Raw genomic sequence first — 15335 nt, forward strand, 5'->3', positions numbered from 1 at the left:
ACCACCAGACCGCCCCGATCGCTCCCGCCTGCCCGCGGCGCGCAGCCCTTCCCGCGCGCCGCGTCCCGAGTCCCGAGCTCCGAGTCCCGAGAGGGTTCGATGAACCGCCAGTCACCCCGCCTCACCTTCGGCGTGCTCGCCACCGGCGCGGGCGTGTTCGCCCTGCTCCAGTCGCTGATCACGCCCGCCCTGCCGATCGTCCAGGAAGCGATGCACACCTCGCAGTCCACGGTCACCTGGGTCATGACCGCCTACCTGCTCTCCGCCTCCGTCTTCACCCCGATCCTCGGCCGGGTCGGCGACCAGGTGGGCAAGAAGCGCACCCTGGTCGCCGCACTGGTCGCCCTGCTCGTCGGCTGCCTGGTGGCCGCCCTCGCCCCGAACATCACCGTGCTGATCATTGCCCGGGTCCTCCAGGGCATCGCCGGCGCGCTCTTCCCGCTCTCCTTCGGCATCATCCGCGACGAGTTCCCCGCGGGCCGGGTGCCCGCCGGGATCAGCAACCTGTCCGCCGTGATCGCGGTCGGCAGCGGCCTCGGCATGGTCCTCGCCGGACCGATCGTCGGCGCCCTGGACTACCGCTGGCTCTTCTGGTTCCCCGTCATCGTCGTCGCCGCCACCGCCCTGATCGCCCACCGCTACGTCCCCGAGTCGCCGAACCGCACCGAAGGCAGCGTCAACTGGCTGTCCTCCGTGCTGCTCTCCGGCTGGCTCGTCGCGCTGCTCCTGCCGGTCAGCCAGGCCGCGAAGTGGGGCTGGGGCTCCACCCCCGTCATCGCGCTGCTCGCCGCCGCCGCCGTCCTCTTCGCCCTCTGGGCGTTGAGCGAGGCCCGCTCCCGCAACCCGCTGATCGACCTGCGCGTGATGCGCCTGCCCGCCGTGTGGACCACCAACACCGCGGCGCTGCTCTTCGGCGGCGGCATGTACGCGGTGTGGGCCTTCCTGCCGGGCTTCGTCCAGACCCCGGCGTCGGCGGGCTACGGCTTCGGCTCCAGCGTCACCGGGGCCGGGCTGCTGATGCTGCCGATGCTGGTCGCGATGTTCGTCTCCGGCATCCTCAGCGGACGGCTGGCCGGCCGCTTCCCCGCCAAGGCGCAGCTCGTCACCGGCGCCCTGCTCGGTGCCGCGGCCTGCGCCCTGCTCGCCGCCCGGCACCACGCACCCTCGGACGTCGCCCTGGCGGCCGGCGTGTTCGGGCTCGGCATCGGCCTCGCCTTCGCCTCGATGAGCAACCTCGTCGTGCAGAGCGTCCCCGCCGCCCAGACCGGCGCGGCCACCGGCATGAACGCCAACATCCGCACCATCGGCGGCTCGATGGGCGCGGCCCTGATGACCGGTCTGGTCACCGGCCACCTGCAGGCCTCCGGCCGCCCGTACGAGTCCGGCTACACCCACGGGTTCACCCTGCTCGCGGTGTTCTGCCTGGCGGCCGCACTCGCGGCGCTGCTCGTCCCGACCCGCCGGGCGGTGCCCGCAGTCGCGCCGGTCGCGGCGTCCGCCCCGCAGCGGGAATCCGTCGGCAGCTGACCGCCGCGGGCGGTGGAATCCGCTCGTCGCGACGGCGGGAGAAATCCTCCCCGCTTTCAACGTATATCCGAGTGGGGGCCTTGCGGCAAGGCCCCGGTGACGGTCCACAATTCCGGACCGTCAAGGGTTCCGGTGCACGGCGAGTACGAGACGAATGCGCTCGAATTCGCCGTGCCCGGCCCGTTGTTCCGGACTGCGGAGGAGTTCCGTCCATGCGTGTGCTGTTGACGGCGATCGGGTCGCGCGGCGACGTCCAACCGGTGCTGGCCCTGGCGGCCCGGCTGCGCGAGGCGGGGGAGGACGCCCGGGTGTGCGCGCCGCCCGACTTCCGCGGGCTGGCGGAGGGGCTCGGGATCCCGTTCACCCCGGTCGGCCCCGTACTGCGCCCCACCGGCAGGCGCGACCCGGCGGCGGCCCCGCCCACGCCCGAGCAGCGGCGCCGCATGGTCGAGGAGTCCGTCGCCGCGCAGTTCGACGCGGTACGGGCCGCGGCCCGCGGCTGCCACGCCGTCCTGGCCGGCGGATACCTGGTCGCCGCCGCGCCGACGGTGGCCGAGGAGAGCGGAATTCCCTACGCCATGGCCGCCTACTGCCCGAATTTCCTGCCCTCCCCGCACCACGCACCGCCGGTCTATCCGATGCGCGGCGAGAAAGCGCCGGACGGAACCGTCGGCAACCGCGTTCTCTGGGCGCGCGACGCCGACCGCTGGAACGAGACCTGGCGCGACGCGATCAACCGGCACCGGACGGCGGCCGGCCTCGCCCCGGTCGACGACGTCCGCAGCCACCTCTTCACCGGCACCCCCTGGCTGGCCGCCGACCCGGTGCTCGCACCCTGGCCCGGACCGGCCGACCACGAGGTCGTCCAGACCGGTGCCTGGCTGCTGCCCGACGAACGCCCGCTGCCGCCCGAACTGGCGGACTTCCTCGACGCCGGCGACCCGCCCGTCCACTTCGGCTTCGGCAGCATCCGCGCCCCGCACGGCCTCGCCGCCGCCATGGTCGGAGCGGCCCGCGCGCACGGCCGCCGGGTGATCCTCTCCCGCGGCTGGGCCGAACTCGCCCTGCCGGACGACGGACCGGACTGCCTCACCATCGGCGAGGTCAACCAGCAGCGGCTCTTCCCGCGGGTCGCCGCCGTCGTGCACCACGGCGGCGCGGGCACCACCACCGCCGCGGCCCGGGCCGGCGCCCCCCAGGTCGTCGTCCCCCAACACGTCGACCAGCCCTACTGGGCCGGACGCATCCACGACCTCGGCACCGGCGTCGCCCACACCCCCGGCACACCGACCACCGCCTCCCTCACCGAGGCACTCGCCCGCGCCCTCGCCCCGCAGACCGCGGCCCGGGCCCAGGCCGTCGCCCGCACCGTGCGCACCGACGGCACCGAGACGGCCGCACGGCTGCTGACCGCCTCCCGGCCGTGAGCCGGCACACCGTCACATCCGCTCGCGACGCGGTCACCGTGCAACGGCGACCGGCCTCGGCCGAGCCTCGCGCGCGACGGCCCGGGCGGCGTCCAGCCGGGCTCGCTGGTCGCACGTCAGATCCAGGTCGACGGCGTCCAGGGCCTCGTCGAGCTGGCCCAGCCGGCTGACGCCGACCAGGGGGAGGACGGCGGGCGAACCACCGAGCAGCCAGGCGTAGACGACCTGGTTGGCGGTGGCGCCCGTCTCCCTCGCCACGGCGTGGAGTTCGGCCAGCGCGCGGGCCGACCCCGGGTGGTCGTACTCGGCGGGCAGCGGCTTGCCGGGATCGGTGTAGGCGCCGTTCAGCAGCGCGCTGTACGCCAGCACCGTCACCTCCGGGTGGTCCGCCGCGTACGCCAGCATCGGTTCGTCCAACGACACCTGGTAGTCGAAGTCGGCGTCCGGCGCGGGCGGCAGGAAGGTGTGCCGCTGCTGCAGCGCCACGTACGAGGGGAGACCGGCCCGCCGGGCGAGTTCGCGGGAGCGGGCGAAGCGCCCGACACCCTGGTTGCTCATGCCGATCTGCTCGGCCAGTCCGTCGGCGACGGCCCCGGCGAAGGCGTCGACGGTCTCCCGCAGCGGCGTCGCCGGGTCGTCGACATGGCCGTACAGCAGGTCGAGCCGGTCGGTGCCGAGCCGGTCCAGACTGCGCCGCACGGCCGCCCCGACCACCGCCCCGGACAGACCCTCCCGGTTCGCCGGCCAGTCGCCCGGACCGCCGGGCAGCGCGCCGACCTTGCTCGCCAGCACCACCTGCTCCCGGTTGCCGCGGGCGGCCAGCCAGCGCCCCAGCAGCCGCTCGCTGTCACCGCCGTCGCTGCCGGGGTGCCAGAAGGCGTAGCAGTTCGCCGTGTCGACGAAGGTGCCGCCCCGCTCGACGAAACGGTCGAGCAGGGCGAAGGCCGTCGCCTCGTCGACGACCGTGCCGAACGGAAGGGTGCCCAGGCACAGCGCGGAGACCTGCCGGGTGCCGATGGTGCGGTAGCGCACGGATGTCCTCTGCTTTCGGTCGCAGTGATCACGGGTGGTGTGCTCCGATGCTCACAACTGGAGCGCGCTCCAGGTCAAGCGGCGGCACAATGGCCCGATGACCGCAGCCGCGACACCCCGCCTGACACCCGCCGAGGCCGTCGAACGGTCCGGGTTCAGCCTCGACACCCTGCGCTACTACGAGCGGATCGGCCTGCTCTCCGGGGTCGGGCGGTCGGCCAGCGGGCACCGCCGGTTCAGCGAGGACGACCTGCAGTGGCTCGGGGTCCTGCGGTGCCTGCGCGACACCGGCATGCCGATCGCGGACATGCGGCGCTACGCCGAACTGGCCCGCGCCGACGGTCCGTCCGCCGTCCGCGAGCGCCTCGACCTGCTGGAGCGCCACCAGGCCGCCGTGCAGCAGCGGATCGCCCACCTCCAGTCCCAGCAGGGCCATCTCGCCGAGAAGATCGACCACTACCGCACACTGCTGGCGCCGTAGGTGGTGACGGCCGGCGCGCCCGGCGCCGCCGCGGGCGTATGACGTCTGTCATGTCCGGCTGGTGACGCGACGTCCCTACCGGGTACCGGCGTCGCTCGGCCACACTGGTGATCATCACCGGGGCGGGCGCCCCGGGCGGGTACGAGGACAGCGGGGGACACCATGAGCAGCACCGGGACCGGCACGGCCGACACCGACACCACGGGCGCGGCGGCCACCGTACCGCCCGGCCTCGGCGAGATGCGGCTGCCCACCTGGTTCTTCGGTTTCGAGGGTGTCCTCGCCGGTGCCTTCGACCTGCTGCGGGCCTTCCCGTCCGCCTGGCCCGCCCTGGTGGTCCTCGTGGCGGCCAACATCACCGTCTCGCTGACGCTGCTGCGCAAGCGGCTGCGGCTCGCGAGGCTGCTGTGGCGCGGCAAGGGCACCCGCAAGGTCGCCCTCGCGCTGGTCGCCCTGCGGGTCGGCAGCCACGTCCTGCTCGGCGCCCTCGGCCTCGCCGTCGCCTCCACGCTCGGCCACGTCCTGTTCGCCGTGGTGATGGCCGCCCTCACCGTCGTCCTGCTCGCCTACGTCCAGCGGACGGCCCTCACCGCGCTGGTCGCCGCGGGCAAGGTCACCGCCTGATTCGCGGGGAGCGTGTCCGCCCCCGCGTCGGGGCAGGTGGAGCTGCGAGAGCGCCCACCCGGACGACCGAGGAGACGACATGACCGACAGCCAGGAACAGGCGGACGTCTGGCAGCTGATCGAGGGACAGGTCGCCTGGCTGGACCGGTCGAACGGGACGGGGCGACAGGAGACCGCCCTCCGGCTGAGGAAGATCGCCGAGGAGGCCGGCGAGGCGGTGGCCGCCTACGCGGGCACGCTCGGCCAGAATCCCCGCAAGGGGATCACCCACACCGACGCCGACGTCGCCGACGAACTGTGCGACGTCGTCATCACGGCCATGGTCGCGCTGCACCGCTTCACGCCCGACCCGCAGGCCCACTTCGCCGACAGGCTCCGCCGCGTCGCCGCCCGCTCCGCCGGGACCCGGACCGGGCCCTGACGCCCTGTCGCGCGGCCGAGCCCGCCCCCCGGGCGCCGGTCAGTCGGTCCAGCCTCGCAGCCGGGCGGCGACCTCGCGGACCGGCAGGCCGTCGCGGGCCTCCCGGGCCAGGGGCAGGACGGTGTCCAGACCCGGTTTGACCGGCAGGTTGCAGGCCGCGAGGTAGGCGGCGGTCACGGCGGCCGCGTACAGCAGGTTGCGGACCTCCAGGCTGGGGTTGCGCGCGAGTTCGCACAGCAGGGCCGCCGCCTTGTGGTGCGGCTCCGGGTACACCTCCCGGCCGAGGACCTCGGCGCGGTGCCGGGCCTCCGCCGCGATCGGCACGCCGTAGTCCACGACCTGCGGGTCGCCCGGGATCTGCTGGGCCAGGGCGAGGATCCAGGCGAGGTCGACCCTGAGGTTCACGCGGCGTCCCGGGACGCCTCGTGGGCGGCCGGGGCGGGCAGGCCGGGGTAGTGGTCCTCGCCGAACTCCTCCTCGAAGGCGGCGGCGTACGACGCGATGAAGGCCTGCGCGCCGGCCAGGAACGCGGCCCGGGACTCGTTCACGTCCTGCTCGATCAGGTCGGCGACGTAGCCCTGCAGGCTCAGGCCGCGCCGCTTGGCCCGCTCCTCGGCGGCCGCGCGGACCTCGTCGTCCAACCGGATGTTCGTCTGCTTCGCCATGCCGCCCAGGATAGCTAGCAGGCGGTATCGGCGGCTAGCAGGCGGGTGCCCGGCGGTTGGGGCGCGGGGTTCACCCGGACGCGCCGGGGCCGGCTGCCGGGCGGCGGGCGGGCCGGCCGGTTCCCTGGAGGGGGCGGCCGGTTCTCCGGACGAGGCGGGCCGGGCATGAGGAGGACGGGTGCTGCTGGAGAACAGGAACGCCGTGATCTACGGCGGCGGCGGGGCGATCGGGAGTGCCGTGGCGCTGGCCTTCGCGCGGGAGGGCGCCCGGGTGCACCTGGCCGGCCGGACGCAGGGGCCGCTCGACCGGGTGGCGGAGCGGATCCGCGCGGCGGGCGGGGCGGTGGAGACGGCGGTGGTGGACGCCCTCGACGAGGCCGCCGTCGACCGGCACGCCGATGCGGTGGCCGCGCGGTTCGGCGGGATCGACATCTCCTTCGACCTGATCTCGTACGGCGACGTGCACGGCACGCCGCTGGCCGAGATGTCGCTCGAGCTGTTCGAACGGCCGGTGGTGAACGCCGTCCGGTCGATGTTCCTGACCGCGCGGGCCGCCGCCCGGCACATGATCCCGCGGCGGTCCGGGGTGATCCTCAACTTCGGCGGGGACGGCGGCCGGGACCCGATCCGCGACTACTTCATCGGTGGCTTCCAGGTGGCACTGGAGGCAACCGGCACCCTGCGCCGGCAGCTCGCCGCCGAGCTCGGGCCGCACGGCATCCGCGTGGTGACCCTGCACACCGGGGGAATCCCCGAGACGATCCCGGCGTCCGAGCCGGGGCGCGAGGCGATCACCGGGATGATCGTGGGCAGGACGATGCTGGGTCGTGCCGCGAACCTGGCCGACGTCGGCAACGTCGCGGCCTTCCTCGCCTCGGACCGGGCCGGGAGCATCACCGCCGCGTCCGTCAACATCACCTGCGGCGCGGTCGCGGACTGACCACCGCCTGCGCCGTCCCCGTGCTGGACAGACCCGCGCCGGACGGGGCGGGCCGTCGATCCGCGCCGCGGCGGGGGAGCAGCCCCAGCAGGGCGAGCTGGACGAGCGCGCCGAGGGCGTTCGCCGCCCAGATGCCGTCGACGCCGGCCGGGCCGGACAGCCCGTGGGCGGCGGCGAGCTGGACGGCGAGCCCGGTCATCGTGGCCGCCACCAGGGCCCGCCCCCGCCCGGTCGCCTGCCGGACCCCGCCGAGCGCCACGACCAGCGCGTACGGCGGGAGGTAGAGCGCGGCCATCCGCAGGTACCCGACGGTCTGCGCGGCGACCGCCGGGTCGTCGGTGAACAGCGCGGCGAGCGGTACGGCGGCACCGGCGCAGACGACGGCGGCGACCGCCCCCGCGGCGCCGGCCAGCCGCGCGGTGTCCCGGGTCAGTGCGGCGAGCGCGCCGGGCCGGTCCGCGCCCGCGAGCCGGGCGGCCTCGATCGCGGCGGCCTGCCGGACGGCGTAGAGGGCCATGGTGGCGACCAGCAGCACCCGGTACCCGATGCCGTACCCGGCCACCGCCGGGATGCCGAAGGCCGCGACCAGGCCGAGCTGCGCGGTGCCGACCGCCATCCGCGCGGTGAAGTCGATCCCGAACGGGGCCCCGGCGGCCAGCACACGACCCGCCGTCGCCGCGCCGCGGCCGCCGGGCGAGCGCAGCGGGGCGCGCCGGCGCAGGGCCAGCGTCACCGCGAGTGCCACCGTGCGGGAGGCGACCAGGGCGACGGCGGCGCCGGTCACCCCGAGGGCGGGCAGCGGGCCGGGGCCGAGCACCAGCAGCGGATCGAGCACCAGCAGCAGCCCGTTGCCCAGCAGGGCGAGCCGCATCGGGGTGCGGGTGTCACCGGTGCCCTTGAACAGGTCGTCGGCGACCCGCTGGGCGAAGAAGACCGTGAGGCCGGGCATCGCCACCGCGAAGTACGCGGCCGCGAGGGCGGCGGCCGGCCCGTCAAGGAAGAGCCGGGCCAGCGGCTCGCGCAGCAGGAAGCCGGGCACGGCGAGCAGCAGCACCGCCGCCGCCCACAGCCGCCAGGCGGCGCGGGCGACCCGCCCGGCTGCGGCGGTGTCCCCGGCGCCGAGCGCGTGCGACAGCCGCAGCGCGGCGCCGGAGGAGACCACCAGGATCAGGCCCAGCAGCAGGTTCTCGACCGCGCCGCCCAGCGCCACCGCCGCGACCGCGTTCCCGCCCAGGCCGGCGACCCAGAACGTGCCGACGACGGACGCGGCGACCCCCGACAGCAGTTCGAGATAGACCGGCCCCGCCAGTGCCGACAGCCTCCGCATGCGTCCCCCCGTGGTGCCCGTCAGGGCGGTCCGGACCCCCGAACCGCAATACCTCTAATCGAGGTATCTCGATTAGAGGTAGCATGGCGGGCGGCGGGAACACAACACCGACGGGAACACCACACCGACAAGGACGGGCCGTGCTCACACTCGCGATCCTGGGCTTCCTGTACGACCGGCCGCTCCACGGCTACCAGCTCAAATCCCGCATCACCGGGCTCACCGGCCACATCCGCCCGGTCAGCGACGGCGCCCTCTACCCCGCCATCACCCGTCTGGAGAAGGCCGGCCTGCTCCACCGTCGCACCGAACCCGGCAGCGGCGCCGCCCCCCGCCAGGTCCTCGAACTCACCGGCGCCGGGCGAGCCGAGCTGCTCCGCCGCCTCGCCGAACCCGAACCCGTGGAGATCTCCGACCAGATCCGCTTCTTCACCGTCGCGGCCTTCCTCGACCTGCTCCCCGACCCCGCCCGGCAGGCCGCGGTGCTCCGCCGCCGCCTCGCCTTCCTCCAGGAACCCAGCAGCTTCTTCTACGACGGCGACGGCGCACCGGTGACCGCCGAGAACGAGCCCAACCCCTTCCGGCGCGGCATGCTGCTGGTCGCCCGAGCCTCCGGCGAGGCCGAGCGCGCCTGGCTCACCGACACCATCACCGCCCTCGAAGCCGCCCGGCCCTGAGCCGTCGTCAGGCCCCGCCAGGTTTTACCGAACGGTCGACCAATCGCGGGCCCGGCCCGGATAGCCTCCAGGCATCCCTTCGACCCGCACCGCGGACGCCCGCCCGGAAGGACGGCGCGCACCGCAGAGGAGGCACGCCGTGACACCCGTCGACCTGGCCGCGGCGGCGGCCGCACTGCCCGCCGCCTGGAACTCCCACCCGCTCGGCCGGGTGGGCGGCGCCGCCGTCAAAGTCCTGCGCATGGACGGACGGCCGCTCGACACCGAGTCCCACCCCACCGCCGAAGCCCTGCTGGTGCTCGACGGCCGGCTCGAACTCGTCGTCGACGGCACCGAGACCACCGTCGGGCCGGGCGAGATGGCCTTGGTCCCGGCCGGCGCGCGGCATTCCGTCCGGGCCGGAAGCCGGGGCACCCTGGTGATCGTCGAGGTACCCGAGGAGCAGCCGGGACACCCGACCACCGAGAACGGAGAGGCACCATGACGACGGCACAGCAGTGGATCGACGCACTGGGACTGGAACCGCACGTGGAGGGCGGCTACTTCCGGCGCACCTACCAGGCCGACCACCGGCCGCCCGTGCCGACACCCGCCGGCGACCGGTACGCCGTGACCTCCATCCACTACCTGCTGACCGGTCGGTCGCCGATCGGGCACTGGCACCTCAACCGGTCCGACATCCTGCACTTCCACCACCACGGCGACCCGATCACCTACCACCTGCTCCACCCGGACGGCCGCCACGAGAGCGCCGTCCTCGGCCAGGACCCGGGCCGCGGCCAGCTCCTCACCCTCGCCGTCCCGGGCGGCGTCTGGAAGGCCTCCCACCTGACGGCCGGCGACCACGGCCTGATCAGCGAGGCGGTGGTCCCCGGCTTCGACTACGCCGACATGACCCTCGGCCGGACCGAGGACCTGCTGCGCCGCTTCCCCGGGCACGAGGAGCTGGTCCGACGCTACTGCCGCCCTGCCGACCCGGTCGGGCGGCAGTAACGGACGTCAGCGGGTGCGGGGCCGCAGCGCCAGGGCGATCGGCGTGCCGAGCGCGCAGGCGAGCGCGCAGACCGTCCACACCGCGGTGTAGGCGGACTCCTGCGCCACGCCCGGGCGCAGCAGCAGGTGGTCCAGGACGGCGGCCGCGCCGGCGCCGGCAGCCGCACCCGCCAGCGACTTGAGGGTGTTGTAGACGCCGGTGCCGATCCCGGTCTGGTCCCGGGGCAGGCGCCGCATCAGCAGCCCCGGCAGCAGGCTGAGTCCGAGCCCGGCCCCGAAGCCGCAGACCGCGCCCGGCACCGCGAACTGCCAGAACGCGTGGTGGCCGGCGGCGATCGCCGCGTAGCCCGCGGCGCAGAGCGCGAAACCGACGGCGAGGACACCCGCCGCGCCGAACCGCCGCGCCAGCCGGTCGGCGAGGACGGCACCGGCCATCGCGGCGACCGTCTGCGGCAGGTACAGCAGCCCGAGCTGCAGCGGCACCGCCGCGAGGCCGTACCCGGTCTCGGCCGGGTCCGCGGCCTCGAACGCCAGGGTCGGGCCCTGGGCGCCGTACAGCGCGCAGCCGAGCAGGAAGCTCAGCGCGAAGACCGGCGCGGTCGCCCGCCGGGCCAGCACCCGGACGTCCACCATCGGCCCGTCGGCGCGCAGCTCGTGGCGGACGAACAGGACGAGCAGCACCGGGCCGAGCACCAGCAGCAGCACGGCGACCGCCCCGGGCAGGACGGCGCTGCCGCCGAGTCCGGCCAGCAGCAGGCTCAGGCCCAGCGAGAGCAGCACCGCGCCCGGCCAGTCGATCCGGCCCTGCGCGCGGGTCCGCGAGTCCGGCACGAGCCACCACACCACCGGCAGCGCCAGCAGCGGCAGCACCGCGAGCGCCCACAGCAGCGGACGGGTGGCGCCGTCACCGGCCCCGAGCCCGCCGACCGCCAGAGCGCCCAGCGTCGAGCCGACCGTCAGCGAACCCACCAGCGGGCCCACAGCCCGTCCGCCGCGCTCCTCGCCGAGGCCGTCGCGCAGGATCGCGAACTCCAGCGGCAGCCAGCACGCCAGGAACCCGGCCAGGGCACGGCCGAGCAGCAGCACCGGCAGGTCGGGGGCGACCGCCGTGCACAGCGCGCCGAGCATCGTCAGCACGACGGTGGCACGCAGCATCAGCCGGTGCCCGTACAGGTCGCCGAGGCGCGAGGTGAGCGGGACGGCGACACCGGAGACCAGGAACTCGACACCGAGGGCGAGACTGAGATCGGCCGCGTCGAGGTGCAGCCGTTCGCCGAGGCGGGGCAGCAGGATCGGGAAGCCGCCCTGCAGCACGCCGCTGGCGAACTCCACCAGCACGAGCAGCGGGACGGTCGCGCGGACCGCGGTCCGGACGGGGGCGACCGCGGCGGGGAGGGTATCGGTCATGGGCACATCCGTGGGGGCCGGAGGGGGCGGTGGGGGTGGCCGTAAGGATGGCTAACCTGGGGGCCGACGAGCCCCAGCCGCACGATTTCGCATCTGCGGCCCCCTCCGCGCAAGGATCGGCCATGATCGACGAGCTGGACCTCGCCCTGGTGGACGCCCTCCGGGTCGACCCGCGGGCACCGTGGTCCCGGCTGGCCGGCCCGCTCGGCGTCGACCCGGCCACCCTCTCCCGCCGCTGGGCCCGCCTGGAGGCCGACGGCGACGCCTGGGTCACCTGCTACCCCTCGGCCGACCGGATCGGCCGCGGACTGACCGCCCTGGTCGAGGTCGAATGCCGCTCCGGCCGGGTGTCCGAGGTCGCCCACGCCCTGGCCGGACACCCGCAGATCGCCTCCGTCGAGATCGTCACCGGCAGCGCCGACCTGCTGCTCACCGTCGCCGCCGCCGACCCGGCCGCCCTCGCCGGACACCTGCTGGAGCAGATCTGCGCCGTCCCCGGCATCCGGCGCACCCGGACGGCCCTGGTCGAACGGACCCTCCGCGAGGGCAGCCGGTGGAGCGGCGGCGCCCTCGACGCCGAACAGCGCCGGGCGATCGCCGAACCCCCGGGCACCGTCCGCAACCCGCGCGCCACCCGGCAGATCGAGGAGGACCTCGCGCTCATGCAGGCGCTCGGCGGGGACGGCCGGATGCCGTACGCCGAACTCGCCGGGCGGACCGGCCTGCCCACCTCCACCGTCCGCCGCCGACTCGCCGAACTGCGGGACTCCGGACGGATGGTGCTGCGCTGCGACGCCTCGCCGCGGGTCACCGGCAGCCCGCTCGCCGTCCTGCTCTGGCTGGAGGCCCCGGCCGGCCGCCTGGAGGAGGCCGCACGGTGGCTGGCCGGCCTGCCGCAGGCCCGGATGTGCGCGGTGACCGTGGGCCAGGCCAACCTGGCGCTCTACCTGATCGTCCACCGCCTCCCCGAACTGCGCAGGCTGGAGGAGGAACTGACCCGGCGCATCCCCGACCTGCGGGTACGGGACCGGCTGGTGACGCTCCGCACGGTGAAACTCGTCGGCCGCCTGCTCACCGCGGACGGCCGCGCCCACGGCTACGTCCCGATCGACCCCTGGCCGAACGGAGGCGAGCGGGACGGGCGGTGAGGCCGGCGGACCGCCCCCGACGGACACGCCGAACCGCCCAGGGCGATCACGGCGGGGCGTGGGCCGTGGACCCCGGGCGGTTCGGTCGTCGAGCGGTGTGTCCGTGCGTCAGCCGCGGGCGAGCCGGCCGAGCGCCAGGGCGGCCAGCAGGGACGCCGCGTCCGGGAGCACCGCGTCGTCGAACTCCGCCTGCGCCGAGTGGTTGTACGCCGCCGTGAACGGATCACGGTCGGCCGGGCAGGCGCCGACCATCAGGTAGGCCGAGGGCACCAGTTCGGCCAGCACTCCGAAGTCCTCCGAGCCCGCCAACGGCCGGGGCATCTCCACGTAGCGGTCGCCGCCCAGCAGCTCCCGAGCGGTGTCCGCGGCGAACGCCGCCTCGCCCGGGTCGTTGACGGTCACCGGGTAGCCCGGCTCCCACACGGCCGCCACCTCCATGCCGTGCGCCTCGCCGACACCGCGCACCACCCGCACCGCCTCCTCGGCGACCCGCGCCCGTGCCTCCGGGGAGAAGGAGCGGACGGTCGCCGCGAACACCGCCTCGTCCGGGATGACGTTCTCCACCGTGCCCGCGTGGAACGTGCCGACGGTCACCACCACCGGGTCGAAGACGTCGAACCGGCGGGTCACCATCGTCTGCAGCGCCAGCACCGCCTCGCAGGCCGCCGGGACGGGGTCGAGCGCCAGATGCGGGCTCGACCCGTGGCCGCCGCGGCCCCGCACCGTCACCCGGAGCGTGTCCGAGGCCGCCATGATCGGGCCCGGCCGGCTCGCCACCCAGCCGCCCGGCAGCAGTGCCGCGCCCACGTGCAGCGCGTACGCCGCCACCACCCGCTCGCCGGCCGCGTCCAGCACCCCCTCACCGACCATCAGCTCCGCGCCGCCGCCGCCCTCCTCGCCGGGCTGGAACATGAACACCACGCTGCCCGCCAGCTCCTCCCGCCGCTTCGCCAGCAGCTTCGCCGCGCCGACCAGCGCGGCGGTGTGCAGGTCGTGGCCGCAGGCGTGCATCGCCCCCGGTACCTGCGAGGCGTACGACAACGCCGCCGTCTCCTGCACCGGCAGCGCGTCCAGGTCGGCCCGCAGCAGCACGGCCGGGCCCGGGCGGCCGCCGCGCAGCACCGCGGTCACCGAGCTCAGCTTCTCGCCGAGCGTGATCTCCAGCGGCAGCCCGTCCAGCGCCGCGAGCACCCGGGCCCGGGTCAGCGGCAGGTCCAGCCCGATCTCCGGCTCCCGGTGCAGGGCCCGGCGCAGCTCCACCAGGCCCGGTCGCAGCTCTTCGGCCGACTCGCGCAGCGCGGACAGATGAACGGGAGCCGACATGGCCACTCCTCCTGGGTAGACGGTCCCCGAATCGTCCCCCCGCCCACCGCGGCCTCCCGTGAACCGCACGGATCGGCCGCCCACCCCCACCCATGCGCACGAATGCGCCGACGGCCGGCGCCCGCGCCCTGACCCCGCACCCGGACGCCGCTGCCGCCGCCGGAACGATCCTTGTCACCCAGGCCGATCACCACCGCGTCGAACAGGCCCAGGTGCCGTCCGAGCCGTGGCGGCCCGGCCTGCGCTGTCGGTGTGGACATCGTGGACTCCCCCCGGGACGGATCCGAACCTGCCGCACCCTGGACGATCGCGGTGTCCGGCAGCTGAACGGGGGAGCGAGGCAGGCCGCTCAGACGCCTGCGGCGACGAGCACCGCGTCCGTGCCGAAGCCGAGCAGCAGACCGACCAGGATCATCCACGTGGTCAGCTCCTTCATCGCCGCCCGCCGCGCGACGGCCAGCAGCTCGATGACCACATAGAGGATCGAGCCGGCCGCCAGGCCCAGAAAGGCGACACTCACCGTCTCGTCCACCACCTGCTGCCCGATGAGCGTGCCGACGAAGGTCGGCCCGCCGCCGATCAGCCCGAGCACCGCCAGGCTGCCCCAGGAGGGCCGCTCGCCCTCGGCGGCCAGCGGGGCGACGATGCCGAACCCCTCGGTGGCGTTGTGCAGGCCGAAGCCGACGACCAGCAGCACGGCCAGCGAGATGTCGCCCGCCGCGGCCGCGCTGCCGATCGCCAGGCCCTCGGCGAGGTTGTGCAGACCGATGCCCACCGCGATCATCAGCGCGAGGTCCGCCGCACGGGAACGCGTCCGAACGGCCGGCTCGGTGGCCGCCGCGGCGCCCGGGCCGGCGGAGAGCGGCGGGGCGGGCGCGCTGCGCCGGGCCACCCACCGGTCGTAGCGGACGAGACCGATCAGACCGACCGTCAGGCCGGCCGCCAGCACCGCGCCGTCCTGCGCCGCGGTGCCCCAGTCGTGGTCGGCGAGCGCGGTGTCGACCGGCTCCCAGGCCGCTGCGAGGATGTCCCAGAGCAGGAACAGCAGGATGCCGATCGCCGTCGCGTTCAGTGCGGCCCGCAGCCGCGGCGCCGGACGGCGCAGCCGGCCGACCGGCAGGCCGAGGAAGATGGTGAGACCCGCGACGGCACCGAGCAGGGCGATCTGCGGACCGGACATGACACACCCTCCCGGGGAGCACCGCGACCCCCTGTGGTTAGGCTTACCTAAGGACCATCACTCCCAGCCTGGCCCGCCCGTCGCCCGCCCGCATCTCCGGCCCACCGTCCGGGCGGTCCCAGGGCAGGCCGATCGCAGAACCGAACAGGGGGCGGGGGAGGTC

17 protein-coding genes are annotated in these 15335 nt (G+C 75.2%); 10 read left to right on the plus strand and 7 right to left on the minus strand.

The features are described 5' to 3' along the window. Window positions 1-99 precede the first annotated feature (99 nt). Together AB0P35_RS27635 and AB0P35_RS27640 are read left to right on the plus strand one after the other, a co-directional pair. Window positions 100-1527, plus strand: a complete 1428-nt coding sequence (locus tag AB0P35_RS27635; RefSeq protein WP_363515773.1) for an MFS transporter — start codon at window positions 100-102, stop codon at window positions 1525-1527. Window positions 1528-1739: 212 nt separating this feature from the next. After that, window positions 1740-2954, plus strand: coding sequence for a glycosyltransferase (locus tag AB0P35_RS27640; protein WP_363515776.1), 1215 nt, complete (start codon window positions 1740-1742; stop codon window positions 2952-2954). Window positions 2955-2987: 33 nt separating this feature from the next. Here AB0P35_RS27640 and AB0P35_RS27645 read toward each other — a convergent pair whose 3' ends face one another. Continuing rightward, complete coding sequence (locus AB0P35_RS27645; RefSeq protein WP_363515779.1) at window positions 2988-3986, minus strand: aldo/keto reductase; 999 nt, start codon at window positions 3984-3986, stop codon at window positions 2988-2990. A 97-nt stretch (window positions 3987-4083) separates the two neighbouring features. On the opposite strand from AB0P35_RS27645, the gene AB0P35_RS27650 reads away from it, so the two are divergent. From AB0P35_RS27650 to AB0P35_RS27660, 3 genes are all read left to right on the plus strand, one after another. After that, on the plus strand, window positions 4084-4467 hold the full coding sequence (locus AB0P35_RS27650) for a MerR family transcriptional regulator (RefSeq protein WP_363515782.1): 384 nt from the start codon (window positions 4084-4086) through the stop codon (window positions 4465-4467). Between the two features lie 162 nt (window positions 4468-4629). Beyond that, entirely contained in the window at window positions 4630-5091 is a 462-nt protein-coding gene (locus tag AB0P35_RS27655) for a hypothetical protein (protein WP_363515785.1), read from the plus strand. Between the two features lie 79 nt (window positions 5092-5170). Then, on the plus strand, window positions 5171-5512 hold the full coding sequence (locus AB0P35_RS27660) for a hypothetical protein (RefSeq protein ID WP_363515788.1): 342 nt from the start codon (window positions 5171-5173) through the stop codon (window positions 5510-5512). A 39-nt stretch (window positions 5513-5551) separates the two neighbouring features. Here AB0P35_RS27660 and AB0P35_RS27665 read toward each other — a convergent pair whose 3' ends face one another. Both AB0P35_RS27665 and AB0P35_RS27670 read right to left on the minus strand, forming a co-directional pair. Continuing rightward, window positions 5552-5917, minus strand: coding sequence for a hypothetical protein (locus AB0P35_RS27665; protein WP_095878302.1), 366 nt, complete (start codon window positions 5915-5917; stop codon window positions 5552-5554). Further along, entirely contained in the window at window positions 5914-6177 is a 264-nt protein-coding gene (locus AB0P35_RS27670) for a hypothetical protein (RefSeq protein WP_179419826.1), read from the minus strand. The genes AB0P35_RS27665 and AB0P35_RS27670 overlap by 4 nt, the downstream gene beginning before the upstream one ends. Window positions 6178-6355: 178 nt before the next feature. Between AB0P35_RS27670 and AB0P35_RS27675 the strand changes: the two genes are divergently transcribed. Beyond that, window positions 6356-7117 (plus strand): SDR family oxidoreductase, encoded by a 762-nt coding sequence (locus AB0P35_RS27675; protein WP_363515793.1) that lies wholly within the window; start codon window positions 6356-6358, stop codon window positions 7115-7117. Here AB0P35_RS27675 and AB0P35_RS27680 read toward each other — a convergent pair. Then, entirely contained in the window at window positions 7092-8444 is a 1353-nt protein-coding gene (locus tag AB0P35_RS27680) for an MATE family efflux transporter (RefSeq protein WP_363515796.1), read from the minus strand. The two genes, AB0P35_RS27675 and AB0P35_RS27680, sit on opposite strands and share 26 nt — an antisense overlap. A gap of 140 nt (window positions 8445-8584) precedes the next feature. Between AB0P35_RS27680 and AB0P35_RS27685 the strand changes: the two genes are divergently transcribed. The 3 genes from AB0P35_RS27685 (at window position 8585) to AB0P35_RS27695 (ending at window position 10114) form a co-directional block, all read left to right on the plus strand. Next, complete coding sequence (locus AB0P35_RS27685) at window positions 8585-9121, plus strand: PadR family transcriptional regulator (protein WP_363515799.1); 537 nt, start codon at window positions 8585-8587, stop codon at window positions 9119-9121. A gap of 139 nt (window positions 9122-9260) precedes the next feature. Next, window positions 9261-9605: a cupin domain-containing protein gene (locus tag AB0P35_RS27690; protein ID WP_363515802.1), complete on the plus strand. Its 345-nt coding sequence runs from the start codon at window positions 9261-9263 to the stop codon at window positions 9603-9605. Further along, window positions 9602-10114, plus strand: coding sequence for a cupin domain-containing protein (locus AB0P35_RS27695; RefSeq protein ID WP_363515805.1), 513 nt, complete (start codon window positions 9602-9604; stop codon window positions 10112-10114). Before AB0P35_RS27690 ends, AB0P35_RS27695 begins: the two co-directional genes overlap by 4 nt. A 6-nt stretch (window positions 10115-10120) precedes the next feature. Here the strand turns inward: AB0P35_RS27695 and AB0P35_RS27700 are convergent, their stop codons facing one another. Further along, the gene (locus AB0P35_RS27700) at window positions 10121-11521 is read right to left on the minus strand and encodes an MFS transporter (protein WP_363515808.1); all 1401 of its coding nucleotides are present in this window, start codon (window positions 11519-11521) and stop codon (window positions 10121-10123) included. 122 nt (window positions 11522-11643) lie between these two features. Here AB0P35_RS27700 and AB0P35_RS27705 point away from each other — a divergent pair, with 122 nt between their 5' ends. After that, on the plus strand, window positions 11644-12669 hold the full coding sequence (locus AB0P35_RS27705; RefSeq protein ID WP_363515811.1) for an Lrp/AsnC family transcriptional regulator: 1026 nt from the start codon (window positions 11644-11646) through the stop codon (window positions 12667-12669). Between the two features lie 108 nt (window positions 12670-12777). Here AB0P35_RS27705 and AB0P35_RS27710 read toward each other — a convergent pair whose 3' ends face one another. Together AB0P35_RS27710 and AB0P35_RS27715 are read right to left on the minus strand one after the other, a co-directional pair. Continuing rightward, a complete protein-coding gene (locus AB0P35_RS27710; protein WP_363515814.1) occupies window positions 12778-13992 on the minus strand; it encodes a M20 family metallopeptidase in 1215 nt (404 codons plus the stop codon). Between the two features lie 349 nt (window positions 13993-14341). Continuing rightward, window positions 14342-15172: a ZIP family metal transporter gene (locus AB0P35_RS27715; protein ID WP_363515817.1), complete on the minus strand. Its 831-nt coding sequence runs from the start codon at window positions 15170-15172 to the stop codon at window positions 14342-14344. Window positions 15173-15335: the final 163 nt, after the last annotated feature.

Source organism: Kitasatospora sp. NPDC085879, from assembly GCF_040686255.1.
GTDB lineage: Bacteria > Actinomycetota > Actinomycetes > Streptomycetales > Streptomycetaceae > Kitasatospora.

Excerpts from the sequence above, each read along its gene's own strand:
- AB0P35_RS27650 (WP_363515782.1), top strand. The coding sequence starts at position 4,084 with ATGACCGCAGCCGCGACACCCCGCCTGACACCCGCCGAGGCCGTCGAA.
- AB0P35_RS27640 (WP_363515776.1), top strand. The coding sequence starts at position 1,740 with ATGCGTGTGCTGTTGACGGCGATCGGGTCGCGCGGCGACGTCCAACCG.
- AB0P35_RS27700 (WP_363515808.1), bottom strand. The coding sequence starts at position 11,521 with ATGACCGATACCCTCCCCGCCGCGGTCGCCCCCGTCCGGACCGCGGTC.
- AB0P35_RS27670 (WP_179419826.1), bottom strand. The coding sequence starts at position 6,177 with ATGGCGAAGCAGACGAACATCCGGTTGGACGACGAGGTCCGCGCGGCC.
- AB0P35_RS27715 (WP_363515817.1), bottom strand. The coding sequence starts at position 15,172 with ATGTCCGGTCCGCAGATCGCCCTGCTCGGTGCCGTCGCGGGTCTCACC.
- AB0P35_RS27660 (WP_363515788.1), top strand. The coding sequence starts at position 5,171 with ATGACCGACAGCCAGGAACAGGCGGACGTCTGGCAGCTGATCGAGGGA.
- AB0P35_RS27710 (WP_363515814.1), bottom strand. The coding sequence starts at position 13,992 with ATGTCGGCTCCCGTTCATCTGTCCGCGCTGCGCGAGTCGGCCGAAGAG.
- AB0P35_RS27695 (WP_363515805.1), top strand. The coding sequence starts at position 9,602 with ATGACGACGGCACAGCAGTGGATCGACGCACTGGGACTGGAACCGCAC.
- AB0P35_RS27635 (WP_363515773.1), top strand. The coding sequence starts at position 100 with ATGAACCGCCAGTCACCCCGCCTCACCTTCGGCGTGCTCGCCACCGGC.
- AB0P35_RS27705 (WP_363515811.1), top strand. The coding sequence starts at position 11,644 with ATGATCGACGAGCTGGACCTCGCCCTGGTGGACGCCCTCCGGGTCGAC.
- AB0P35_RS27655 (WP_363515785.1), top strand. The coding sequence starts at position 4,630 with ATGAGCAGCACCGGGACCGGCACGGCCGACACCGACACCACGGGCGCG.
- AB0P35_RS27680 (WP_363515796.1), bottom strand. The coding sequence starts at position 8,444 with ATGCGGAGGCTGTCGGCACTGGCGGGGCCGGTCTATCTCGAACTGCTG.